General features: G+C 44.0%; 22 protein-coding genes. 4 read left to right on the plus strand and 18 right to left on the minus strand.

Features of this window, described 5'->3' with window-relative positions:
- Nucleotides 1-217: 217 nt before the first annotated feature.
- The 4 genes from purB to OE749_RS04540 all read right to left on the minus strand — a co-directional run bounded on the left by purB (nucleotide 218) and on the right by OE749_RS04540 (nucleotide 4094).
- Nucleotides 218-1588, minus strand: a complete 1371-nt coding sequence (purB, locus tag OE749_RS04525; protein WP_263711170.1) for an adenylosuccinate lyase — start codon at nucleotides 1586-1588, stop codon at nucleotides 218-220.
- Nucleotides 1589-1615: 27 nt separating this feature from the next.
- On the minus strand, nucleotides 1616-2233 hold the full coding sequence (gene hflD / locus OE749_RS04530) for a high frequency lysogenization protein HflD (protein WP_263711171.1): 618 nt from the start codon (nucleotides 2231-2233) through the stop codon (nucleotides 1616-1618).
- Between the two features lie 2 nt (nucleotides 2234-2235).
- Nucleotides 2236-3354, minus strand: a complete 1119-nt coding sequence (gene mnmA, locus OE749_RS04535; protein ID WP_263711172.1) for a tRNA 2-thiouridine(34) synthase MnmA — start codon at nucleotides 3352-3354, stop codon at nucleotides 2236-2238.
- A gap of 149 nt (nucleotides 3355-3503) precedes the next feature.
- Complete coding sequence (locus OE749_RS04540) at nucleotides 3504-4094, minus strand: rRNA large subunit pseudouridine synthase E (RefSeq protein ID WP_263711502.1); 591 nt, start codon at nucleotides 4092-4094, stop codon at nucleotides 3504-3506.
- A 493-nt stretch (nucleotides 4095-4587) separates the two neighbouring features.
- Between OE749_RS04540 and OE749_RS04545 the strand changes: the two genes are divergently transcribed.
- On the plus strand, nucleotides 4588-6819 hold the full coding sequence (locus tag OE749_RS04545; RefSeq protein ID WP_263711173.1) for an NADP-dependent isocitrate dehydrogenase: 2232 nt from the start codon (nucleotides 4588-4590) through the stop codon (nucleotides 6817-6819).
- A 554-nt stretch (nucleotides 6820-7373) separates the two neighbouring features.
- On the opposite strand, the gene cspD is transcribed toward OE749_RS04545, so the two are convergent.
- Nucleotides 7374-7592 (minus strand): cold shock domain-containing protein CspD, encoded by a 219-nt coding sequence (gene cspD, locus OE749_RS04550; RefSeq protein WP_263711174.1) that lies wholly within the window; start codon nucleotides 7590-7592, stop codon nucleotides 7374-7376.
- A 203-nt stretch (nucleotides 7593-7795) separates the two neighbouring features.
- On the opposite strand from cspD, the gene clpS reads away from it, so the two are divergent.
- From clpS to OE749_RS04565, 3 genes are all read left to right on the plus strand, one after another.
- Nucleotides 7796-8116, plus strand: coding sequence for an ATP-dependent Clp protease adapter ClpS (gene clpS, locus OE749_RS04555; protein WP_263711175.1), 321 nt, complete (start codon nucleotides 7796-7798; stop codon nucleotides 8114-8116).
- Between the two features lie 17 nt (nucleotides 8117-8133).
- A complete protein-coding gene (gene clpA, locus OE749_RS04560; RefSeq protein WP_263711176.1) occupies nucleotides 8134-10413 on the plus strand; it encodes an ATP-dependent Clp protease ATP-binding subunit ClpA in 2280 nt (759 codons plus the stop codon).
- A gap of 183 nt (nucleotides 10414-10596) precedes the next feature.
- Nucleotides 10597-11199: a M23 family metallopeptidase gene (locus OE749_RS04565; protein WP_263711177.1), complete on the plus strand. Its 603-nt coding sequence runs from the start codon at nucleotides 10597-10599 to the stop codon at nucleotides 11197-11199.
- A gap of 121 nt (nucleotides 11200-11320) precedes the next feature.
- Here OE749_RS04565 and lipA read toward each other — a convergent pair whose 3' ends face one another.
- From lipA to OE749_RS04630, 13 genes are all read right to left on the minus strand, one after another.
- Entirely contained in the window at nucleotides 11321-12283 is a 963-nt protein-coding gene (gene lipA / locus OE749_RS04570; RefSeq protein WP_263711178.1) for a lipoyl synthase, read from the minus strand.
- Entirely contained in the window at nucleotides 12276-12929 is a 654-nt protein-coding gene (lipB, locus tag OE749_RS04575; RefSeq protein WP_263711179.1) for a lipoyl(octanoyl) transferase LipB, read from the minus strand. The genes lipA and lipB overlap by 8 nt, the downstream gene beginning before the upstream one ends.
- Nucleotides 12930-12939: 10 nt before the next feature.
- Nucleotides 12940-13203, minus strand: coding sequence for a DUF493 family protein YbeD (ybeD, locus tag OE749_RS04580; RefSeq protein WP_263711180.1), 264 nt, complete (start codon nucleotides 13201-13203; stop codon nucleotides 12940-12942).
- Nucleotides 13204-13233: 30 nt separating this feature from the next.
- Entirely contained in the window at nucleotides 13234-14403 is a 1170-nt protein-coding gene (locus OE749_RS04585; RefSeq protein ID WP_263711181.1) for a serine hydrolase, read from the minus strand.
- Nucleotides 14404-14699: 296 nt separating this feature from the next.
- Nucleotides 14700-15530: a septal ring lytic transglycosylase RlpA family protein gene (locus OE749_RS04590; RefSeq protein WP_263711182.1), complete on the minus strand. Its 831-nt coding sequence runs from the start codon at nucleotides 15528-15530 to the stop codon at nucleotides 14700-14702.
- A gap of 11 nt (nucleotides 15531-15541) precedes the next feature.
- Nucleotides 15542-16534 carry a lytic murein transglycosylase B gene (gene mltB, locus OE749_RS04595; protein WP_263711183.1) on the minus strand — a complete coding sequence of 331 codons (993 nt, stop codon included), beginning with the start codon at nucleotides 16532-16534 and terminating at the stop codon, nucleotides 15542-15544.
- Between the two features lie 30 nt (nucleotides 16535-16564).
- Nucleotides 16565-17683, minus strand: a complete 1119-nt coding sequence (gene rodA / locus OE749_RS04600; RefSeq protein ID WP_263711184.1) for a rod shape-determining protein RodA — start codon at nucleotides 17681-17683, stop codon at nucleotides 16565-16567.
- 1 nt (nucleotide 17684) lies between these two features.
- Nucleotides 17685-19589, minus strand: a complete 1905-nt coding sequence (mrdA, locus tag OE749_RS04605; RefSeq protein ID WP_263711185.1) for a penicillin-binding protein 2 — start codon at nucleotides 19587-19589, stop codon at nucleotides 17685-17687.
- 5 nt (nucleotides 19590-19594) lie between these two features.
- A complete protein-coding gene (rlmH, locus tag OE749_RS04610) occupies nucleotides 19595-20065 on the minus strand; it encodes a 23S rRNA (pseudouridine(1915)-N(3))-methyltransferase RlmH (protein WP_263711186.1) in 471 nt (156 codons plus the stop codon).
- Nucleotides 20066-20073: 8 nt separating this feature from the next.
- Nucleotides 20074-20391, minus strand: a complete 318-nt coding sequence (gene rsfS, locus OE749_RS04615; protein ID WP_263711187.1) for a ribosome silencing factor — start codon at nucleotides 20389-20391, stop codon at nucleotides 20074-20076.
- A gap of 45 nt (nucleotides 20392-20436) precedes the next feature.
- Entirely contained in the window at nucleotides 20437-21069 is a 633-nt protein-coding gene (gene nadD, locus OE749_RS04620; protein ID WP_263711188.1) for a nicotinate-nucleotide adenylyltransferase, read from the minus strand.
- The gene (gene holA, locus OE749_RS04625; RefSeq protein ID WP_263711189.1) at nucleotides 21069-22091 is read right to left on the minus strand and encodes a DNA polymerase III subunit delta; all 1023 of its coding nucleotides are present in this window, start codon (nucleotides 22089-22091) and stop codon (nucleotides 21069-21071) included. Before holA ends, nadD begins: the two co-directional genes overlap by 1 nt.
- A gap of 19 nt (nucleotides 22092-22110) precedes the next feature.
- The gene (locus tag OE749_RS04630) at nucleotides 22111-22671 is read right to left on the minus strand and encodes an LPS-assembly lipoprotein LptE (RefSeq protein ID WP_263711190.1); all 561 of its coding nucleotides are present in this window, start codon (nucleotides 22669-22671) and stop codon (nucleotides 22111-22113) included.
- Between the last annotated feature and the right edge of the window lie 19 nt (nucleotides 22672-22690).

The following is a 22690-nucleotide window of genomic DNA, read 5'->3' on the forward strand; positions in this document are numbered from 1 at the left end:
ATCACTTACGTTTATAAGGGGCTTTTTTACGCTCAATAGCACGTAATTCATATTTGTTTACATTTAGCACGAATCGGTGGGTTAGATAATTAACCGGAGAAAAATACGCTTACATGCGTTAAAGTTAGAGACGTTAAAATAGTGTAAATTCAATGGGTTGCGAAAATGCACACTCTCCTAGCATGAGAGCGTGCAGATGACGGTAAATTCAGCTTGGTTAGTTAATCTCATCAACAAAAGCAATGGCTCGACCAATATAATTGGCTGGTGTCATTGCTTTAAGTTGTGCCTTAGCTGAATCGGGTAACGCGAGTTGGTCGATAAATTCAGCAATAATGTCCTGATTGACTTTTTTGCCGCGAGTGAGCTCTTTCAATTTTTCATACGGCTTTTCAATGCCGTAGCGACGCATTACCGTTTGAATCGGCTCTGCCAGCAATTCCCAATTGTCGTTTAGTTCATCTAGCAAGCTTTGTTCATTTACTTGAAGCTTACTGATGCCTTTCAATGTTGCCTGATAAGCTATGACAGAATAGCCGATGCCCACGCCTAAGTTGCGCAGCACCGTTGAATCAGTTAAATCACGCTGCCAACGTGAAATAGGGAGTTTAGCAGCAAGATGATTAAACAATGCATTTGCGATACCTAAATTGCCTTCTGAATTTTCAAAGTCGATAGGGTTAACTTTGTGAGGCATAGTAGAAGAGCCAATTTCGCCAGCAATTGTTTTTTGTTTAAAGTGGCCTAACGCGATATAACCCCACACGTCACGGTCAAAATCAATCAAAATGGTATTGAATCGTGCAATGGCATCAAATAATTCAGCAATGTAATCGTGGGGCTCAATCTGCGTTGTGTAGGGATTCCATGTTAACCCTAAACTGGTCACAAAGGTTTCAGAAAATTGGTGCCAGTCAACATCCGGGTAGGCTGATAAATGCGCATTATAGTTGCCCACTGCGCCATTGATTTTACCCAACAATTCAACGTTTGCGATTTGCTCACGCTGACGCTTGAGTCGAATCATCACATTGGCCATCTCTTTTCCCATGGTAGTGGGTGAAGCAGGCTGACCATGTGTACGCGCCATCATGGGAACTGTTTTATAGTCTTGTGCTAATCGACCAAGCTCACTGATAAGTTTGTCGCAATAAGGCAGGATTACGTCGTTACGCGCATTCAGAAGCATAAGGCCGTGAGACAAGTTGTTGATATCTTCTGAGGTACATGCAAAATGAATAAATTCGCTTACGGCATGAAGCTGTACATTACTTTGAACTTTTTCTTTTAGAAAATACTCAACGGCTTTCACGTCGTGATTGGTGGTGCGTTCAATGTCTTTAATACGCGCGGCATCTTCTTCACTGAAGCTTTCGACGATGTGATCAAGCAGTGCGTTCGCATTGTTATCGAATGCGGGAACTTCTTGAATCTCTGCGGTGTTCGCCAACTTTTGCAACCAGCGTACTTCAACCTGTACGCGATATTTCAATAACCCAAATTCGCTGAAAATGCCTTTCAACTCTGAGGTTTTACTGCCGTAACGTCCGTCAACTGGTGAGATCGCAGTTAATGCGGATAATTGCATGCTTGGCTCCTAATGCACATTGTTATTTTAGCGCAGCAAGGCTTGCGCTGTGGATAGAATCTTTCTTCGCGTAAATAAAATATGTCTTCGTTTTCCACCTAATTGTCGCCATAGAACGGCAGCTCTCACACCTGCAAGCAACAATGCTCTAACTTTGTGTTGATTCGCCATTTGCTTTAGGTGGGCAGGATTACCCGCTACCTGAATTTTTGGCCCAGCGGGACTGATAACATCGCCGTACACACTGGCAAGATTATTAATCATTTGATGGTCAAATAGATCCAGATGTTGAGTTTGGCGCTTTATCTGATTTATGCGCTCGCCAAGCTCATTCATGACGTTTCGGTTTCCCGAAAGTTTACGTTCCAGACCAAGAATGCTGGCAATGTAACGCGTAATCTCAGCATTTTTATTATTTTGGGAATTATCTAGTTGCGAAATTAATGTTTTGAGACCTAACTGGATACCAGAAATTCCACCAAACACACTGACGGTGTTGTCAGGATCGGTGACAATAATACTATTAATACTCGCTTCGAAATCCTGATCTTCTGCTCCACCTGTACGAGCGATATGCTGTACCAAAGCAGCAGCCTGACAAACCCCCGCAAGAGCGACAACCTTTTCCTGTTCTTGACTATACATAATTAACGAATATAACTCTCTATGATACCGCCTCCTAAGCATTCATCGTTAAGATAGAACACAGCGGATTGGCCCGGTGTAACGGCTTTTTGTGGTTCATCAAAACGCACTTCAACGCTATCGTCATTAATGGGAACTAGCTCGCATGCAATGTCATGCTGGCGATAACGGGTTTTCACTGCGCATCTGAGAGGCGATGTTAAAGGCGTTCTGCTTACCCAATGAAGCTGGTTGGCTACCAACCCTTTTGAATACAATCTCGGGTGGTCAGCGCCTTGTCCGACGATTAGCACATTTCTAGCGACGTCTTTATCGACGACATACCATGGTTCATCGCCAAAATCGCGCATGCCACCAATGTGCAAGCCTTTTCGTTGGCCTAATGTATGGTACATAAGGCCTTCGTGTTGACCGATAACTTCACCTTCAGCAGTTTCAATTTCACCGGGTTGAGCTGGAAGGTAACGTGACAAAAAGTCTTTAAACTTCCGTTCACCAATAAAACAGATACCCGTACTGTCTTTCTTATCGTGAGTAATGAGATTTTGTTCTTCAGCGATACGACGCACTTCAGGTTTTTCTAACTCACCTACAGGAAATAAGGTTTTAGCAACATGCTCTTTACCGAGTGTATATAGGAAATAGCTTTGGTCTTTATTACCATCAAGGCCACGTAGCATCTTCCACTCACCATTGCGGTATGCTCTGCGCACATAATGGCCTGTGGCAATGTAATCTGCACCGAGATCCTCGGCAGCAAATTCTAAAAACGCCTTAAACTTTATTTCCTTGTTACACATAATATCAGGGTTAGGCGTGCGGCCTGCTTTGTATTCCTCTAAGAAATACTCGAATACATTGTCCCAATATTCTGCAGCAAAGTTAATGGTGTGTAGGGTCATGCCTAACTTGTCAGCGACAGCCTGTGCGTCAGCGAGATCTTCCGCAGCGGCACAATACTCATCGTTATCGTCTTCTTCCCAGTTTTTCATGAAAAGGCCTTCAACCTGATAGCCTTGTTGTTGAAGAAGGTAAGCGGATACTGACGAATCAACGCCGCCAGACATACCTACGATAACTTTTGTATCTGCATTTGCTTTCGCATTTTCGAAGTCGGACATATCTACCTGTAAATGAGTTCTAAAATGTAAGTTAGAAGGCTTATAAAATTGGGGGCGAAGTCTACCAGAGTCAAGCCTTTAAATCATCTTTAAACTGTTTTCTTCGCATCCTTGCGCGTGTTCGAATTGGAAAGCGTGAAAAACAGTAATTAGATTTTTTTGCTCGGTGCAGAAATATCCACGTACTGACCATTCGGGATCCCATCAATAGTCCAATTACCAATTCGATAGCGAACCAAGCGAAGAGTAGGGAAACCAACATGTGCTGTCATACGACGTACCTGCCGATTTCTACCTTCCGTAATTGTCATGCTTAACCAAGAGGTTGGAATATTTTTTCTGAATCTAACGGGCGGATTGCGTGGCCACAGCGAGGGTTCGTTAATACGTTCCACTTGCGCTGGTGCAGTCATTCCGTCTTTGAGCTCGACGCCATTACGAAGTGCTATTATGGCTTCGTCGCTGATGTCACCTTCAACCTGAACCCAATAGGTTTTGCTGGTTTTATTTTTGGGATCCGCCAACCTGTGTTGCAACTTACCGTCGTTTGTTAACACTAATAAGCCTTCACTGTCCCTGTCTAATCTGCCTGCAGCGTATATGTCTTTAATCGGAATGTAAGATTTTAATGTTTCTCGCCCTTCCTGATCGGTAAACTGCGTTAGCACGTCATAGGGTTTATTAAATAAAACAATGCGCGTAGGCGCGTTTGTAGAGCGCTTAGTGTGGCGACTGCTCATGCGATGTGTTTGCGCGCTCGGTCGCTTGGCTGCCGATTTTCTGGCCTGAGTAGTTGGTGAACCACGTTTTTTATCCGCATTGGGTTTCATTGCATTTGTTTTCACAAGGTCGAGTTAAAAGTAGCGTGGTGTTGATGTTCAACAGCCATATGGGTTTCATGTCAATTAAGCTGTACATTTTACAACGCGAGTGCTGCGTCTATTTTCTGATAAGTGACGGTAATTATGCAAGCGAGACTTGTACTTAGCATTAATGCCCATATATCATGCTCATCGTTTTTTTAGCCGACTAAACAACAATGCGATGCTCAGTCAACAAGTACGACCAGATAGTTGTTGTACAGAGCTAGCCTATACTGAATAGCTAAAAATTTTCAACGACACATGTTGAGTATCCTATTTTTGCTTTCCCGTAGTAAACACGGTGCGCAAATACAAAGAATTAGATACAGAATAATCAGGCTGTAAATTGCCAAAAAACTCGAGGTATACAATGACTACATCTAAGTCAAAGATTATCTATACGAAAACAGACGAAGCTCCCGCTTTGGCTACATATTCACTTCTACCCATCATTAAAACGTTTGCTTCTGCGGCAGATATCGACGTAGAACTTAGCGATATCTCTTTGGCAGGTAGAATTTTGGCAAATTTCCCTGAGCATCTAACTGAGGAACAGCGCATTGGTGACGCGTTAATGGAATTAGGGGAGTTGACCCAAAATCCAGATACCAACATCATCAAGCTACCGAATATCAGTGCGTCTATTCCGCAATTAAAGGCGGCGATCAAAGAATTGAATGCAAAAGGATTCAACGTCCCTGAATATCCTGAAGAGCCAAAGTCTGATGAAGAGAAAGAAATTAAAGCTCGATATGGCAAGGTGCTAGGAAGTGCGGTAAACCCAGTGCTACGCGAAGGCAACTCTGACCGTCGTGCGCCAACAGCAGTAAAGAACTACGCAAAGAAACACCCGCATTCAATGGGAGAGTGGAGTCAAGCCTCTCGATCTCACGTTGCACACATGCGAGGCGGTGACTTTTACTCGGGTGAAAAGTCTGTCACAGTGGCAAAAGACGGTCATGTAAGAATTGAATTTGAAGATAAGCAAGGTAACAAAAAAGTACTGAAACCGCGTGTTGACCTGCTTGCTGGCGAAGTGATTGACGGCATGTTCATGAGCAAGAACGCGTTATGTAAGTTCTTCGAAGAGCAAATTGAAGATGCGAAAAACACAGGTGTGCTGTTTTCGCTTCACGTAAAAGCCACGATGATGAAAGTGTCTCACCCAATCGTATTCGGTCACTGCGTGAAAGTATTCTATAAAGAATTGTTCGACAAGTACGGAGACTTGTTCGAAGAGCTTGGTGTAAATCCAAATAATGGCTTGGGCAGTGTTTACGACAAGATTCAGCAATTGCCAGAGTCGCAACGTGCTGAGATTCAAAAGGATATCAATGCGGTTTATCAAGATCGCCCACCCATTGCGATGGTGAACTCTGATAAAGGGATTTCTAACCTGCACGTTCCGTCTGATGTTATCGTTGACGCGTCAATGCCAGCGATGATTCGTAGCTCAGGTCAGATGTGGGGACCAGATGGAAAGCTTCACGACACGAAAGCTGTGATTCCAGAGAGTACGTACGCAACCATTTACCAAGAAGTGATTAACTTCTGTAAAACCCATGGTGCATTTGATCCAACAACGATGGGCACTGTGCCAAATGTTGGTCTAATGGCGCAAAAAGCAGAAGAATACGGTTCACACGATAAAACGTTCGAAATGACGGGTGATGGCGTGATGCGCATTATCGATCAGGATGAAAATGTACTGATTGAGCACAACGTTGAAGAAGGTGATATCTGGCGTATGTGTCAGACGAAAGACGCGCCAGTTCAAGATTGGGTGAAGCTTGCGGTTACGCGCTCTCGTCAATCTGGTATGCCAGCGGTATTTTGGTTAGATGATGAGCGAGCGCACGACAGACAGCTTATCGAAAAAGTGAACAAATACCTTCAAGATCACGATACATCTGGCTTAGATATCCAAATTATGTCGCCTGTTCGTGCGATTCGCTACTCAATGGAGCGTGCGATTCGTGGATTGGATACCATTTCGGTAACGGGTAACGTACTTCGTGATTATCTGACCGACTTGTTCCCTATTTTAGAACTTGGAACGAGTGCTAAGATGTTGTCTATTGTGCCTCTGATGGCGGGCGGTGGCCTGTTTGAAACTGGCGCAGGTGGTTCAGCACCTAAGCACGTGCAACAGTTTGTAGAAGAAGGACATTTACGTTGGGATTCGTTGGGTGAATTCCTCGCATTGGCAGTATCTTTCGAAGATCTCGCGATTAAGCAAGACAATAAAAAAGCGAAGGTGTTGTCAGTCGCATTGGACCAAGCAACCGAGAAGTTGCTGAATAATCGTAAGTCGCCTCTGCGTAAAGCGGGTGAATTAGACAACCGTGGTAGTCATTTTTATTTGGCGATGTACTGGGCTGAAGCATTGGCAGCACAAAGCGAAGATAAAGCGTTGGCAGACAAATTCGCGCCATTGTTTAAATCATTGGCTGATAATGAAGCTAAAATTTTGGCTGAGATCGATGCGACACAGTCACAACCGATCGATATTGGCGGCTACTACATGCCAGAAGTTGAAAAAGTATCAAAGGCAATGTGTCCAAGCGATACCTTGAATGCAGCGCTAAATGCCGCTCGCTAAAGACGGTATTGATTGATTTGCGCCCAGCTATTGCTGGGCGTTTTTGATTCTGGTTATGACTTTCTCGCTGTCTTTATTCATCAAGATTTCTTTTCTACCTGATAATACCGTTCTTCAAGCGTCGATTGACTGAAAGTCATATTCCGCTCAGGCATCTCTGATGCGATTCTGAGCGGTTATTCTGTTCTCGGGCAATCTTTCTATATGTTTCGATTTAAAAATCGCTCACGCTGCTTCTGGGCGCAGCAATAAATATTAAGATTAGTTGGAATGAGTACAGACACTAAATTACCTAAAACGTTAAGTTTATAATGAAGAAAAAATAAAGAGTGTTAAAAAAGCTGACAATTTAAAGGAGGCTTGAGTGAAATATAAGTGTAAAAAAAATCGACATTAAAACTGACTATAATTCAATAAGGTAAAAAATGGTTACCAATTAAAACTAGAAATATTCTGTAACGAGTGTAAATTTTTTCGACGGAACTAGAACAAAAAAAGCAGACCAAAAGGTCTGCTTTTAAGTTCGGAATTAAGATAACGAATTATCTTTTATATCATCTTTCAGCTTCATTGCTGATATCGATGTTTTCTGCATGAAGTCCTTTCGGACCTTGTTGCACATCGAATGTCACTTCCTGACCGGCCTTCAACGAACGGTATCCTTCCATTTGAATGGTAGAATAATGAGCGAAGATATCTTCACCACCGTCGTCAGGGATAATAAAACCGAACCCTTTAGCGTTGTTAAACCATTTGACTTTACCAACAGCCATACATCTGCTTCCTCTTTTCCCTTGAACTCACACTTCATTGTCCCCACAATACTTCGTAGGACAGATGACAATTACTGTACTAGCTAAATGTCATAATACAAAATGTAGATATTTTAGACATGCTATGTCAAGGCAAATTTGCATATTTATACAAATTGTAAAAAATTAATCGTTTTTTACTACAACGGCACTATTATTTTTGTATGAGTAAAGAAAACACAATTAGTATCGATCATCAAAAGCAGCTGGAGGATTTGAAACAAAAAATTCAGCCTCCATCTATGTACAAAGTATTACTCAATAATGATGATTACACCCCAATGGATTTCGTTGTAGAAGTGTTAATGCGCTTTTTCAATATGGATGCAGAAAAGGCGAATCAGCTCATGTTGACGGTTCATTACCGAGGCAAGGCTGTATGTGGCATTTATACCGCTGAAATTGCAGAGACAAAAGTGATGCAAGTAAATCAATATGCCAAAAAGCATCAACACCCATTGATGTGTTCGATGGAACAGGCATAACAGGCAGAGGTTCGCGTATGTTGAATAAAGATTTAGAGCAAACCCTCAATGAGGCGTTTATATTTGCCAGAGAGCACCGCCATGAATTTATGACGGTTGAGCATCTGCTGTTGGCGTTGCTCGACAATGCTTCCGCTAAAGAAGCATTGAAGGCCTGTGGCGCGAACATTGACACTATTAAAGCCGAGCTCCTCGCGTTCGTTAAAGACACCACGCCACTCATTATGGAAGAGCAGGCCAATGAAAGAGAAACTCAACCAACACTCGGGTTTCAGCGTGTACTGCAACGTGCCGTATTTCACGTACAATCTTCTGGCAAAGATGAAGTCACCGGCGCAAATGTGCTTGTGGCGATTTTTAGCGAGCAAGAATCGCAAGCGGTTTACATCCTTAAGAAAGCCGATGTCACTCGCTTAGATGTAGTGAACTTCATTTCCCACGGCGTAACCAAGAATGAAGATGATGAAGCCAGCCACATTGAATCAGACGAAGAGGGCGGTGAAACGGAAGAGAGCGCCTCAGTATTAGCAAAGTATTCTACGAATCTTAATGCTGTGGCAAAAGAGGGAAAAATCGATCCTCTGATTGGTCGAGATTTGGAACTAGAGCGCACTATTCAGATTTTGTGTCGCAGACGCAAGAATAACCCATTGCTGGTGGGCGAAGCTGGAGTGGGGAAAACTGCGATTGCAGAAGGATTAGCCTATAAGATTGTGAGCGAGCAGGTGCCTGAGGTGATTGCTGATGCAACGGTATATTCGTTAGATTTGGGTGGCTTACTTGCAGGCACTAAATACCGTGGCGATTTTGAAAAGCGCTTGAAAGGTATTCTCAAAGAGCTAAGTAAAGATCCTCATGCGATTCTTTTCATTGACGAAATTCATACCATCATCGGTGCAGGCGCTGCATCGGGAGGCGTGATGGATGCGTCTAATTTACTCAAGCCAAAACTGAGTAGCGGGGAGTTACGGTGTATTGGTTCAACAACGTATCAGGAATATCAGGGGATTTTTGAGAAAGATCGCGCCCTAGCGCGTCGATTCCAAAAAGTCGATGTACTTGAGCCGTCGGTGGATGATACCACTAAGATTTTAATGGGGCTAAAATCCCGTTATGAGGAACACCATAGTATTCGTTTTACTCAAAAGGCGCTTAGGGCAGCAGCAGAGCTGTCAGCTAAATATATCAGCGAAAGGCATCTTCCCGATAAGGCTATTGATGTAATTGATGAGGCTGGAGCCAGTCAACGTTTGCTACCTGAATCCAAACGGAAGAAAACGATTGGCGTAGGCGATATTGAGCACATTATCTCAAAGATTGCGCGTATTCCTGAGAAATCCGTATCAGCATCAGATAAAGAAGTGCTCAAGAATCTAAATCGCGATCTTAAGATGGTGGTGTTTGGGCAAGATGATGCAATTGACACGTTGGCAGATGCCATTCGATTGTCGCGTTCGGGTCTTGGCAACGAAACCAAACCGATCGGAAATTTCATGTTTGCCGGCCCAACTGGCGTGGGTAAAACCGAGGTTACACAGCAATTAGCGAAAATTATGGGAGTGGAATTAATCCGTTTCGATATGTCTGAATACATGGAGCGCCATGCGGTCAGTCGCCTAATTGGTGCGCCTCCGGGATACGTGGGATTCGATCAGGGCGGCTTGCTTACAGATGCTGTGATAAAGCATCCGTATTCAGTTGTTTTATTGGATGAGATCGAGAAAGCCCATAGCGACATTTACAATATTTTGTTGCAGGTCATGGATCATGGCACGTTAACAGACAACAACGGCAGAAAAGTCGACTTCCGAAATGTCGTGTTGGTGATGACAACAAACGCAGGTGTTCAAGAGACGATTCGTAAGTCTATAGGTTTTAAGCAACAAGACCATAGTCACGATGCCTTATCTGAAATTAACAAGGTGTTCACACCGGAATTCAGAAACCGGTTAGATGGTATTATTTGGTTTAACCACCTTGATACTGACGTGATCCTGCAAGTGGTTGATAAATTTATTATCGAACTTCAGGTACAACTCGATAAGAAAGGTGTCTCGCTTGAACTGAGTAATGATGCACGTGCTTGGCTTGCGGACAAAGGCTACGACAAAGCAATGGGCGCACGTCCAATGGCAAGAGTCATTCAAGAGCAGGTGAAGAAAGAGCTAGCAAACGAACTACTATTCGGCAAACTAATTAATGGCGGTAGCGTGAAAATAAGCTTGAAAGACGATAAATTAGTGTTTGACTGTGAAGGTGATGCGAAAGGCGCTACACGTGAAGCGAGTGAAGCCTAACAGTCATTTTTAATGGGTACTCGCCTTTTTTACCCAACAGCATAAAGCTAAAAAACGCCTTGCGAATTCGTAAGGCGTTTTTGTATTTACATCGGGCAGAACCATTTTTTCCTATTGCGGCTATAAGGAATTTAAACCTTTCCTACATGGTTGACGACTTATCGTCTTTGAAGGAAAAAATCTATGAAAAAACAGTATGTTTTCGCTCTATGTTTGTCTGTATCCTTGAGTGCATGCGCCAAGCCAACAATCGATTGTGACGTGTTCCCCTCTGAGGAAGAATCATTATATATATTGCCCTACGAGGCAGATACAAGCTATACCGTTTACGCTGCGACAGAGCATTATCGTCGCGCCAACAATGGCGTGGGAACCTATGCCATTGATTTTGAAATGCCGATTGGCACAAAGGTGCTTGCGGCAAGAAATGGTAAGGTGGTAAGTGTCCGAGAAAAGTTTGAAGACGGAAACAACCGAGATCTCGAAGAAAACTATATTTTCATTCAACACGATGACGGAACTGTCGCGAGATACTTCCATCTTACTCACAATGGCGCACTCGTTAACGAAGGCGACAACGTCAATGCGGGAGATGTTATCGGATTAAGTGGTAATACGGGGCAAAGTGGCGGACCGCACTTACACTTCGACGTGCAGCAATGTGGGCCAAATTTACCGCCCCATTATAATCAGATGCCATGTGGGCAAACCATACCGGTTACGTTTAAAAACACGGATTCACATAAATGTGGCCTTCAAGCGGGCGTAGAGTACAAAGCAAGATAACGGTCAATCTGGTTGAATGAGCGGTACGATGAGTACTACTTACAAATAAAACGACGCTATCTTGACCAAAGTAAAAGCCAATGCTCAACACAAAAATCCCAGCAAAAGCTGGGATTTTTAATTATTTTACTTCTTCGCCTGCGGCTTGTTTATCGGCATGGTAACTGGATCTTACCATTGGGCCACAAGCGGCATGGGTGAAACCGAGACTTTTTGCTGTTTCGCCCAAGGCGTCAAATTCTGAAGGGTGCACATAGCGTTTAACAGGGTAGTGATGCTTACTGGGTTGTAAGTATTGACCCAGCGTCAACATGTCTACATTATGGGCACGTAAGTCTTTTAATACTTCGGCGATTTCTTCGTTTTCTTCGCCCATTCCCATCATTAATCCTGATTTGGTTGGAATATCAGGGTGCTGCTCTTTGAATTTGCGCAACAACTCCAACGACCATTTGTAGTTCGCTCCTGGGCGGCACTCTCTATACAATCGAGGGATAGTTTCAAGGTTATGGTTGAATACGTCAGGCGCACCTTGCTTGAAAATGTCTAGTGCTCTGTCCATACGGCCACGGAAATCGGGAACCAGAACTTCAATTTTTGTTGAAGGGCTGTGTTCACGTATTGCGTTAATGCAGTCGACAAAGTGCTGTGCTCCGCCATCGCGCAAGTCGTCGCGATCCACAGAGGTAATAACCACGTACTTAAGCTTCATTTCTGCGATGGTTTTAGCCAGCTTCTCTGGTTCTTCTGCGCTAGGAGGCAGCGGTTTACCATGGGCAACGTCACAGAAAGGGCAACGTCTTGTACATACATCGCCCAGTATCATGAATGTTGCTGTGCCATGGTTAAAGCACTCAGCCAGGTTAGGGCAGCTGGCTTCTTCACATACTGAATGTAATTTATTTTTGCGCAGCGTTTGTTTGATGTGCTCAATTTTATCCGTTGTGCGTGGCAGCTTGATTTTAATCCACTCAGGTTTACGCAACATTTCCTCTTTTTCAGTGGGAATGATGGTAACGGGAATGTGTCGAACTTTATCTTCGTCGCGCAGCTTCACGCCGGCTTGAGTACGTGCCTTAGTCATCGAAACCTTCTCTAAATTCTTTCACAGTAATGCCAAGTAACAGGCATAGATGGTCGACTAGTTTAATACCTGCTTCATTTAAACTGGTTGGTCCACTCAGCGTAGCGCAGTCGACCATTTCGAGCCCTTGATAGCCACATGGATTAATCCGCAAAAACGGTGATAAATCCATATTCACATTGAGTGCAAGACCATGGAATGAGCACCCTCTACGGATCCTTAAACCAACAGAGCAGATTTTCTTTTCGTCAACGTAAACGCCAGGTGCATCGGCTTTGGGATATGCCTCTATGTCGTACTCTTTTAGCACATTCACAACACAAGATTCTAGCGCCGTGACCAATTGTCTGACGCCGATTTTTCTGCGTTTCATGTTCAAAAGAATATACAGCATCTGCTGGCCTGGGCCATGATACGTGACTTGTCCACCTCTATCTACCTGAACTACGGGAATGTCTCCCGGCATCAAAAGGTGCTCTTCTTTACCTGCTTGGCCTTGCGTGAACACAGGATCATGTTCGACAAGCCAGATTTCGTCAGGGTTGGACGCTTGTCGAGTATCTGTGTAGGCCTGCATGGCTTTCCAGATCGGCATATAACTCTGCCGACCCAGTTGCCTGATAATAAGTGTATTTGAAGTGGTCAAAACGTCGAATCTATAGCACGTATCGTACAAGTTCGATTTTAGCTAACTCAGTGTAAATAAGCTCCATATGCTCTTTACTGGTCACTTTGACGCTGATTGAGACAGAGTGATAATTTCCTTTCGAACTTGGCTTCACTGTAGGGTTGTAATCGCCAGGTGCGTGTTCCTGTAAACAGCTTACAATTTGATCTGGTAGGCTCTCATCAGCCACACCCATCACCTTAAACGTTTGAAAACAAGGAAATTCTAATAGTTCGTCAAAACGTGTATCCATTAACTCTCTCTCGATAACACAATTACTTAATTAGCTCTCAAAACCCAGCTGTAGCTTCATAAAGTCTACAACACGGTCAAAGAACCCGCCTTCGCTCACTTCTTGCAAAGTGACTAACGGATATTCTGCAATGTCTTCTCCGTCAAGTTGTAGGTACAATTTACCTACCACTTCACCTTTTGCCAGAGGTGCTTCTAGCTTTTTATCTAGCTCAAAATTCGCTTCCAAGTTCTTAACTTGACCACGTGGAATGGTTAGGTGCGTGTCTTGATTGATACCTAGTTCAACCGTGTCTTTGTCACCCATAAAAATTCTGTGTGCAACAAAGCTATCACCCGCTTTATATGGCGTAACTGTCTCATAAAAACGGAAACCGTATTTAAGCAGCTTTTTATTTTCTATTTTACGCGCGCGCTCGCTATCTGCACCCATCACTACAGCAATTAAACGCATGTCACCTTGTGTGGCAGACGACACTAAGCTGTATCCGGCATCTGACGTATGCCCAGTTTTGATACCGTCTACATTTAGGCTTTTGTCCCACAAAAGACTGTTGCGGTTGTATTGCTTAATATTGTTGTAAGTGAACTCTTTCTCTTTGTAGATATCATATTCGGCTGGCACATCGCGTATCAAAGCAATGGCCAGTGTCGCCATGTCACGAGGCGTGGTGTAATGGTCAGCGTCATGTAGACCATGGCTGTTAACAAAATTGGTTGAGGTCATTCCCAATGATGCTGCGTGTTCATTCATCATGCTGGCAAATGCGTCTTCACTGCCAGCGATATGCTCGGCCATTGCAACGCAGGCATCGTTGCCTGACTGAATAATAATACCGCGATTCAAATCAGCCACAGACACTTGCTTACCTACTTCAATAAACATTTTTGAAGAGTCAGGAAACTTTTTCGCCCATGCATTTTCAGAAATGGTTACCATATCTTCTTCTTTGATATTGCCCATTTCAATTTCTTGGCCAATTACATAGCTCGTCATCATTTTGGTTAAACTAGCCGGAGCGAGCTGAATATCTGCATTTTGCTCAGCGATGACCTTACCCGTGTTGTAGTCGATGAGCATGAAACCTTTTGCTGCCACTGACGGTGGAGGAGGAATAACAACCGCTGCTGAAGAGGAAAAAGCCACTGTAGAGGTGACTGTTGCAGTTAGCGCAATAAGTAACGTTTTAATTCTTTGCATTACCCTACCATTTATTTGTGTAATTATTTTTCTCAAAAACGCCGCGTAATATAGCATTTTTACTCGGCGTTTGCTTCGATAAGTATACCAAAAACGCGCAAAAAACCGTCGCTTAGGTAACTTCATCACCTTGGTTGGACAGAATTTCACGAGGAAAGTTTTATCAAACAGCGTTCAATGTGGGGGTGGGAGATGAAAACACAAGTGCTTTAAGGTGAAACTATCGATTAACGGGGAGGAATCTGCGATGAAAACTCGGCAGATTCCTACTGTTGTCACAATAGTTTAATAGGCCATTATTCATATAGGCTGTAGGCGTTTTCGTACCCATTGTCTCTCAATTCTGAAAGGATAGATTCAGCGTGCGTTGCATCTGCGAATGGCCCCAGTCGAAGACGGAATAGGTTGCCATCTTTAGGCACTAATGTGGGGACTTGGTATAAAGACGCAATGCCGCGTGCCATTTGTTTAATTTTGTTAGCATCCGATAATGCCGCGACTTGAATATATAGAGACTTGTTAGTATTCGATTGTACAGACACTTCGTGGGTATCGTCTGGTAAGGCTAATGGTGGGGCGATAGCGGGCTGATTGCCGACAGTGAGTTGCCCCGTTTCATCAACATGCATGATATCCACTTTGACCTTTGCTGTTCCTGTACTGAGCATGCCTAGTTTCATGGCTGCAGCGTAAGATAAATCAATGATCCGTGAATGGTGAAAGGGCCCTCTGTCATTGACTCGAACGACAGCTTGTTTGCCATTTTCTAAATTGGTGACGCGCACGACAGATGGTAAAGGTAAGGTAGTGTGTGCTGCTGACAATTTGAACATGTCATAGACTTCACCATTTGCAGTAAGGTGGCCATGAAACTTTTGACCATACCAAGACGCCGTTCCAGTTGCCGAATACCCTTTACCTGACAGCATTGGTGTATAGACTTTGCCCAGCACTTTATAGGGCCGCAAGCTTGCTTGATAATAGGGTTCGTATGCGGGTTGAACATCAGTAAAGTCAATGTCTTTACTGATACGTGTAGGTTTTGAGTCGACCCTCTGCGAGTAACGGCCTGAGCTGACACACGCTGTTAAAAATAATACCAAACAGACTATCAACACTGCTTTCATGATGACTTAGCTCACTGCATTTTTGCTTTGATTTTTTCGCTTAACTGATACACAGCCATGGCATAAAGTGGGCTATGGTTGTACCGTGTGATGACATAAAAGTTTTTAAGACCTAGCCAATACGCCTCGTGAGATTTGTGCTCGAACTTGAACAGTTTTACGGGGGTATTTTCATCGATGGCATAAGGCGCGATAACATCAACTCCGTTAGCTTTTAACTCTTTCCACTGCTGATTGTATTTTAGATTATCGCGTAATAATGGCGCTGGATCATCGGGTAATGCTGTGACAGGAAATGCCACTGGCGCGTTAGCTTGCCAACCATGTTCTACAAAATAGTTTGCGACACTGGCAATGGCATCCTCTGGTGAGTTTAAGAGATCCCGCTTACCATCACCGTTATGATCAACGGCATAATGACGGTAACTGGAAGAAATAAACTGGCCCCAGCCCATCGCGCCCGCATAGGATCCTTTTAACTCGAAAATGGATAAATCTTCTTCTTCGGTCAATAAGAATAATTGGGCTAGCTCAGATCGAAAAAACTTACTTCGGGGGGGATAATGAAACGCAAGTGAATAGAGTGCGTCAAGTACCGAGTATTTTCCTTTAAATTTGCCGTAATAGGTTTCAACGCCAATAATAGCAACAATAATCGCCGCATCGACGCCGGTTTTCTTTTCAATCTCGGTCAGTAAAGGTTGATGCTCTTTCCAAAAGGTTAGTCCCTTTTCAATACGCGCATCGGTAATAAAAATAGGACGGTATTGATACCAAGGTTTGGCCTCCCATGGTCTTGCAATAGCTGAAAGAACATCCTCATTCTTATTGGCTTTTTCAAGCGTTGAAATAAGACGTTCACGTGAGACGTTGTGTTTGCTGACCATTTCATCAACAAACGCTACTACCTCTGTAGAAAGAGGGGCAGCCATTGCATTTGCCGAGGACAGTGTAGAAAAAGACACAAATAAAGACGCAAATATCGCCCTAGATTTTACAAGCATTAGCGCACCTGAATAAGTTAGAAACGGCTTTTATTCTCGGGAAAGTAGCCGCTTTTGAGTACTGATTGACATTAGCATGCCAAATCCTGCCAACAATGTCACCATAGAGGTGCCACCGTAACTCACAAGCGGCAGCGGCACACCAACAACGGGCAAAATGCCTGAAACCATTCCCATATTAACGAAAACATAAACAAAAAAGGTTAGGGTGATGCTGCCTGCTAATAACTTCGCATACGCTTCTTGTGCGCGCATGGCAATAATGATGCCCCGCATCACAATGAATGCATATATTGCCAGCAGAGTAACTACGCCTAACAGGCCGAATTCTTCACTGAATACGGCAAAAATAAAGTCAGTATGTCGTTCAGGCAAAAATTCCAGTTGCGACTGCGTTCCCTGTAACCATCCTTTGCCCTCTAATCCCCCAGAACCAATGGCAATTTTAGATTGTATGATATGGTATCCAGAGCCTAGTGGATCGCTCTCGGGGTTTAGAAACGTGAGTACCCGCTGTTTTTGGTATTCCTTCATAAGAAAGAACCACATGATGGGGGTAAATGCCGACCCGAGTAACCCTATCATCATGATGAGCTTCCAGCGCATGCCGGCCAAAAATAAAACAAAGAGTCCTGAAGAAGCGATCAGTAATGAGGTACCTAAATCAGGTTGTTTTGCAATCAATAGCGTGGGTACGGCAACCAGAATAAAACCAATAAAAATATGCTGTGTTTTGGGGGGTAAATTATGTTGAGAAATAAATCCTGCCACCATCATTGGCACGGCGAGTTTCATAATCTCTGAAGGCTGAAAGCGAAATAACCCTAGATCGAGCCAGCGTTTGGCGCCGCCACCCATAACGCCAAAAAATAGCACGCCAAGCAGCATCAATATGCCAATAACATAGAAGTAGGGTGAAATTCGTTTGAAAGCGAGAACGGGTACCTGAGCAATCGCAAACATAACCGTTACAGCAACCCCTAAGCGCACAAGCTGGCGGTGAATGAGGTCGATATCTTGGCCTCCAGCAGAGTAAATAGTGACCAATCCCACAGCCATCAATACCAATAATCCGACAAGCAGTGGACCGTCTATATGAATACGCTCTAAAAAGCTGCGTTTATCTGTGGTGATTTTTGTGCGCTGCATACTAATTCAGTTGTTCTTCTTGTTCTTCTTGTTCTGGTGTGTCGGTTTTAACCAAATCTTTTCGGTCTTTAAAGTAGTAATCCATCAACTGTCTAGCAACAGGGGCGGCAGCCGAGCTTCCGCCACCGGCATTTTCTACCGCAACCGCAATGGCAATTTCAGGATTTTTTGATGGGGCAAACCCAATGTACATGGCGTTATCGCGATTGCGATCGGTGACTTTATCTGCGTCAAACTCTTCATCTTGTGCATAACCGACAACTTGCGCTGTACCGGTTTTGCCCGCTGCGTTATAGTGCGCATCTTTAAAAGCACGTCTAGCGGTGCCTTGTTCGCCATGAATTACGGCATGCATGGACTCGAGTACTACGTCCCAGTTTTGTTCGTTCTTAACGACAATTGGGCGTAGTTCTTTTGGCGGTTCTTGCATGATACCTTCTGCTGTCATGTTGCCTTGGCGTATTTGTGGAATGTAACGTGTTCCTTTATTAACCAGTGTCGATAACGCATGCGCCAATTGCAGTGGCGTCGCGGTCCAGTAACTTTGTCCAATCCCAATTAATATGGTGTCACCGATATACCATGGCTGGTTTTTATAGGCACGCTTCCATCCTCGGCTTGGCATAATCCCATCAGACTCTTCATATAAATCGATACCAGTGTAATCGCCAAACCCGAATTCGCTCATGCTATCACTGATTCTGTCTATGCCTGTTCGATAGGCGAGGTCATAAAAGAAGAAGTTACATGACACCTCAATGGCTTTTTTAACGTCTGTCCAGCCGTGTCCCCATGGTGTCATTTCACGCCATACATGGTTTACATTTTTCAGTTTGTACTTGCCGTTATCGAATACGCGACTTTCAGGGGTTATCACGCCTTCTTCTAACCCAAGCACGGCTAAAAAGGGTTTTACTGTAGAGGCCGGTGGGTATTGACCTTGCGTCGCTCGGTTGATCAGCGGGCGGTCAGGAGACTGCAACAGTTCGCGATAATTTTTACTGCTTATTCCGTGCACAAATAAGTTGGGGTCGTAGCTTGGATTACTGTATAGGGTGAGGATTCCACCCGTATTCGTATCAATCACTACCACACTTGCTCGTTTGCCTTCCAATGCCTTTTGGGCTTCAAGTTGCATGTTGATATCGAGGTTTAACACGATATCTTGCCCAGGAACGGGGGGTTGAAAATCGAGTGTTCTAATAATTCGCCCTTGGCTATTTACCTCTACTTCTTGATAACCCACAGTGCCATGTAATGTCGACTCATGGTACTTTTCAACTCCTTGCTTACCCATATCGTGGGTCGCTGCATAGTTGGCTTCTAAGCCGTCTACTGAAAGCTTTTGCAAATCCTTCTTGTTTATTCGAGCCACGTATCCCAACACATGGGTTAACGCTTCACCGTATGGGTAATGTCGAGTGAGGCGCGCGTCGATTCTTACACCATCAAATCGATGTTGATTGGCTGAAAAAATGGCGACTTGAATTGGATTGAGGCGATTTATAATGGCGACGGGTTTAAAACGCCTTTGGCGCTTGATGTCTCTGTAAAAGTCGTCTATTTGCTCTTGTGAAATATCCAGTAACTCTGCAAGCTCTGCAACAGTAGCGTCTAGCTCGTCCACTTCTTCAAGTGTTATTTGTAAACTGAATACCGGTTTATTTTCAGCTAAAAGCACGCCATTGCGATCGTATATGAGGCCGCGATTAGGGGCTACGGGAAGTACTTTAATACGGTTACCGTTGGAGCGTGTTTGGTAATCTTCATGTCGCTTAACTTGTAGATAGTAAAGATTACTGATTAGCATCATCATCATGACAGACACGATGGCCAGTGCAATGACGCTTCGCCGAGCAAACAAATTTGCTTCGGCCGTATGATCTTTAATCGCAACACGCTTCATTATTTTTATTCTCGGTGATATGGATGGTTATTGTTAATAGACCAACCTCGATACAAGCTCTCTGCAACAATAACCCGTACAAGTGGATGCGGCAAGGTTAATGCCGACAAAGACCAACGTTGCTCAGACGCAGCAATACATTCAGGAGCTAATCCTTCAGGTCCACCGATCAATAGGCTGACATCTCTGCCGTCTAATTGCCATTTAGTCATTTGTGCTGCCAACGTGGGCGTGTCCCAAGGTTTTCCAGTGACCTCAAGGGTGACAATCCGATTGCCTTTTGGGATAGCGGCTAAGGTCAGCTCGCCTTCTTTTTGTAATATCCGTTTGATATCCGCGTTTTTTCCCCGCTTACCTGCAGGTATCTCAGTTAAGTACAGTTGCATATCACTGGGAAAGCGACGAAGGTATTCGTTAAAACCCTCTTCGACCCAGCCTGGCATTTTCGTTCCCACGGCAATGAGTTGAATTCGCACAGCGCTGATTATCCCCAGAGTTTTTCTAGTTGGTAAAAGTCTCGTGCTTCGTCTTGCATCACATGAACGATAATATCGCCAAGATCAACTAATACCCAATCACCGGTATCTTGACCTTCCACACTTAATGGGGGATGACCTGCTTGTTTAAGCTCGGTAACAACATGCTCTGCAATTGATGAAACGTGGCGTTTAGAATTGCCTGAACAGACAAGCATGGTGTCTGTAACAGTTGACTTACCTTCAACATTCAAATCAATGATGTCTCTGCCTTTCAAATCTTCAATTTTGTCGATGACAAATTGCTTCATTTGCTGATGGTCCAAAGGGTCTCCTTATTTAGGTATGTTTTACTAAAGTTTATCAGAAATCTATGCATATAAATGATGAGCTTGAATGTACTCGCTTACCGCGCTAGGTACAAGCTGCTGCCACGGCTGCCCCATTTTAATACGCGCGCGTATATCGGTCGATGATATATCTCGAATTTGACTCTGGCTGATATAAATAAGTCCTTGCGTTTGGTTATTTAGGTGCAAGGGCGTAGCCACTATTTTGTCAATCAGTTCTGCTGGGATAACACCGTCGTCAGCGGAGTTGCGTCGATTAAATACAATTAAATGCGCCAGCTCAAGAATCTGCTCCCACTTGTGCCAAGTGGTAAATTGGTACAGCGAATCCATTCCCATAAAAAAATACAGGGTGGTGTTCGGGTGCAACAACGTTAGATGAGATAACGTCTCCACGGTGTACGAAGGGGTAGACTGAGTTATTTCCCAATCGTTGACCGATAAGCCCGATGTTTGCTCACAGACACGCGTTACCATTTCCAGTCGGTGGGCTGGCGTCACTGTAGGCTCTGCTTTATGAGGGGGAACGTGGCAAGGTACAAGGGTGACCTCACTCAAAGACACTTCACTCATGGTCTCTGTTATGGCTAGAAGATGACCATTGTGAAGAGGATCAAAGGTCCCGCCAAAAATACCGAGTTTGTTTTTCGACATTATTCTAGCGGTACTCCGTCAAGCGGAATTCCCATAAACAGCAAACAAATGTGAGCCAATTCAATAAAAGGGCGTGAAACCGATTCTTGTTTGAACTTACTGTCTAAAATAGCCAGTTTTTGTTGAATATGACTTAATTGAGTATCTTGCATTCTAGCGAGTGCGTGTTGATACATAGCTTGTCGATTTTTCCAGATCTTAAATTGATTCCAGTTAACGTGTTGGCCTTGTTGCTGGGCATCTTTTATCTGACGCAACGTTTGCCATTCTCGTGTTAAAGCCCACAGGACAATAGTCGGTTCGAGACCTTCACTTTCGAGGCGATATAGCATTTTGACGGCTTTTTTTGCATCTGCACTGAGCAATACATCAATAAGTTGAAAAACATTAAATCGGGATTGATCAACGGTTACGCTATTTAGCGCTTCGACTTCAATCGTTTGGCCAGGAAATAGCAGAGCGAGTTTGTCTATTTCTTGTTTTGCTGCGAGTAAGTTTCCTTCACACAGCTCTCCAAGCATGCGAATACTCTCTTGCGTGGCCTTAAGGCCAGCATCATGTATCGTTTGCGAAAGCCATTGGTGCAGTGCTTTCCCTTCAAGCGGATAACACGGAACGTACACCCCACGACTATCTAGTGCTTTGAACCACTTGCTGTTGGTGACATCACGCCCGACTTTATCGCCATGAATAACTAATATTGTGTCACTAAGCGCCTGTGAAGCGATGTCTGTCAATAACTTGCTGCCTTGTGTGCCGGGCTTGCCGGAAGGCAGGTGAAGCTCTATTAGCTGTTTTGACGCAAACAAAGATAAAGACTGTGTTGCTTCTAATAAAGTGTGCCAATCAAACTGATTATCAACCGCCAGACTTTGTCGCTCATCGAACCCTTCATTTTTCGCTTGGTCTCGAATGGCTTGAAGCGTTTGCATTTTTTGCTGCGGCTCTTCACCAAATATTAAATAAAATGGTGAGAGACCTTGAGACAGTTGTGAATGTAAACGATTAGGGTAAATCTGCATGGCAAAAACGAGAGTTTGTCTAGAGTGTATTAGCGCTAGGCTGGTTCGTTAATGCGTGTGAATCTCGCAACGGTGCTAGTTCTCGCTGGTTGGTCATTAAGCGAATGATTCTGTCTGATGCTTCACGGTGCATCTCACTTAATACCAGTTCTAGTTCGCGTGATTTTGCTAATACTGCATCGGGATCGTCTTGATATTCTCGCGTAACTTCCACTGAATGTATCATCGGCTCTCTTTCAGAAAATGAAATCGCATACTGTACAGTAAAAACAAGCTCATACTCTGCCACTTGCCCTGAAGAGAATAGTGATAATAATCTTCTGTCAAGCTGGTCAGAGATGAGTTGAATATGAACGGTGTCACTTGATAATTCTTCTTGCGACTCAACCAGTGGAATTTGATAGAGCTTAAAGCGCTTTTTTAGCGCTCTAAGCATGGGGGAGTGATCAAAAGGAGCAGCCACAGACGCTTGTTTAATGCCATGTGGAAGAGGTTGTTCACCCCGTAGTTTAAAGCCACATCCTGCTAGCAACGACAAGATCAGAAATGTGTAAACCAGGCGTGCGTAGTGCGTCATCATAAAATGGCTGCCTCCTTCA

It is taken from the genome of Fluctibacter corallii, assembly GCF_025751585.1.
GTDB classification, from domain to species: domain Bacteria; phylum Pseudomonadota; class Gammaproteobacteria; order Enterobacterales; family Alteromonadaceae; genus Fluctibacter_A; species Fluctibacter_A corallii.

What these genes read in the sequence shown, in the direction of transcription:
- purB (WP_263711170.1), bottom strand. Translation starts at nt 1,588, where the DNA reads ATGCAATTATCCGCATTAACTGCGATCTCACCAGTTGACGGACGTTAC.
- hflD (WP_263711171.1), bottom strand. Translation starts at nt 2,233, where the DNA reads ATGTATAGTCAAGAACAGGAAAAGGTTGTCGCTCTTGCGGGGGTTTGT.
- mnmA (WP_263711172.1), bottom strand. Translation starts at nt 3,354, where the DNA reads ATGTCCGACTTCGAAAATGCGAAAGCAAATGCAGATACAAAAGTTATC.
- OE749_RS04540 (WP_263711502.1), bottom strand. Translation starts at nt 4,094, where the DNA reads ATGAGCAGTCGCCACACTAAGCGCTCTACAAACGCGCCTACGCGCATT.
- OE749_RS04545 (WP_263711173.1), top strand. Translation starts at nt 4,588, where the DNA reads ATGACTACATCTAAGTCAAAGATTATCTATACGAAAACAGACGAAGCT.
- cspD (WP_263711174.1), bottom strand. Translation starts at nt 7,592, where the DNA reads ATGGCTGTTGGTAAAGTCAAATGGTTTAACAACGCTAAAGGGTTCGGT.
- clpS (WP_263711175.1), top strand. Translation starts at nt 7,796, where the DNA reads ATGAGTAAAGAAAACACAATTAGTATCGATCATCAAAAGCAGCTGGAG.
- clpA (WP_263711176.1), top strand. Translation starts at nt 8,134, where the DNA reads ATGTTGAATAAAGATTTAGAGCAAACCCTCAATGAGGCGTTTATATTT.
- OE749_RS04565 (WP_263711177.1), top strand. Translation starts at nt 10,597, where the DNA reads ATGAAAAAACAGTATGTTTTCGCTCTATGTTTGTCTGTATCCTTGAGT.
- lipA (WP_263711178.1), bottom strand. Translation starts at nt 12,283, where the DNA reads ATGACTAAGGCACGTACTCAAGCCGGCGTGAAGCTGCGCGACGAAGAT.
- ybeD (WP_263711180.1), bottom strand. Translation starts at nt 13,203, where the DNA reads ATGGATACACGTTTTGACGAACTATTAGAATTTCCTTGTTTTCAAACG.
- OE749_RS04585 (WP_263711181.1), bottom strand. Translation starts at nt 14,403, where the DNA reads ATGCAAAGAATTAAAACGTTACTTATTGCGCTAACTGCAACAGTCACC.
- OE749_RS04590 (WP_263711182.1), bottom strand. Translation starts at nt 15,530, where the DNA reads ATGAAAGCAGTGTTGATAGTCTGTTTGGTATTATTTTTAACAGCGTGT.
- mltB (WP_263711183.1), bottom strand. Translation starts at nt 16,534, where the DNA reads ATGCTTGTAAAATCTAGGGCGATATTTGCGTCTTTATTTGTGTCTTTT.
- rodA (WP_263711184.1), bottom strand. Translation starts at nt 17,683, where the DNA reads ATGCAGCGCACAAAAATCACCACAGATAAACGCAGCTTTTTAGAGCGT.
- mrdA (WP_263711185.1), bottom strand. Translation starts at nt 19,589, where the DNA reads ATGAAGCGTGTTGCGATTAAAGATCATACGGCCGAAGCAAATTTGTTT.
- nadD (WP_263711188.1), bottom strand. Translation starts at nt 21,069, where the DNA reads ATGTCGAAAAACAAACTCGGTATTTTTGGCGGGACCTTTGATCCTCTT.
- holA (WP_263711189.1), bottom strand. Translation starts at nt 22,091, where the DNA reads ATGCAGATTTACCCTAATCGTTTACATTCACAACTGTCTCAAGGTCTC.
- OE749_RS04630 (WP_263711190.1), bottom strand. Translation starts at nt 22,671, where the DNA reads ATGATGACGCACTACGCACGCCTGGTTTACACATTTCTGATCTTGTCG.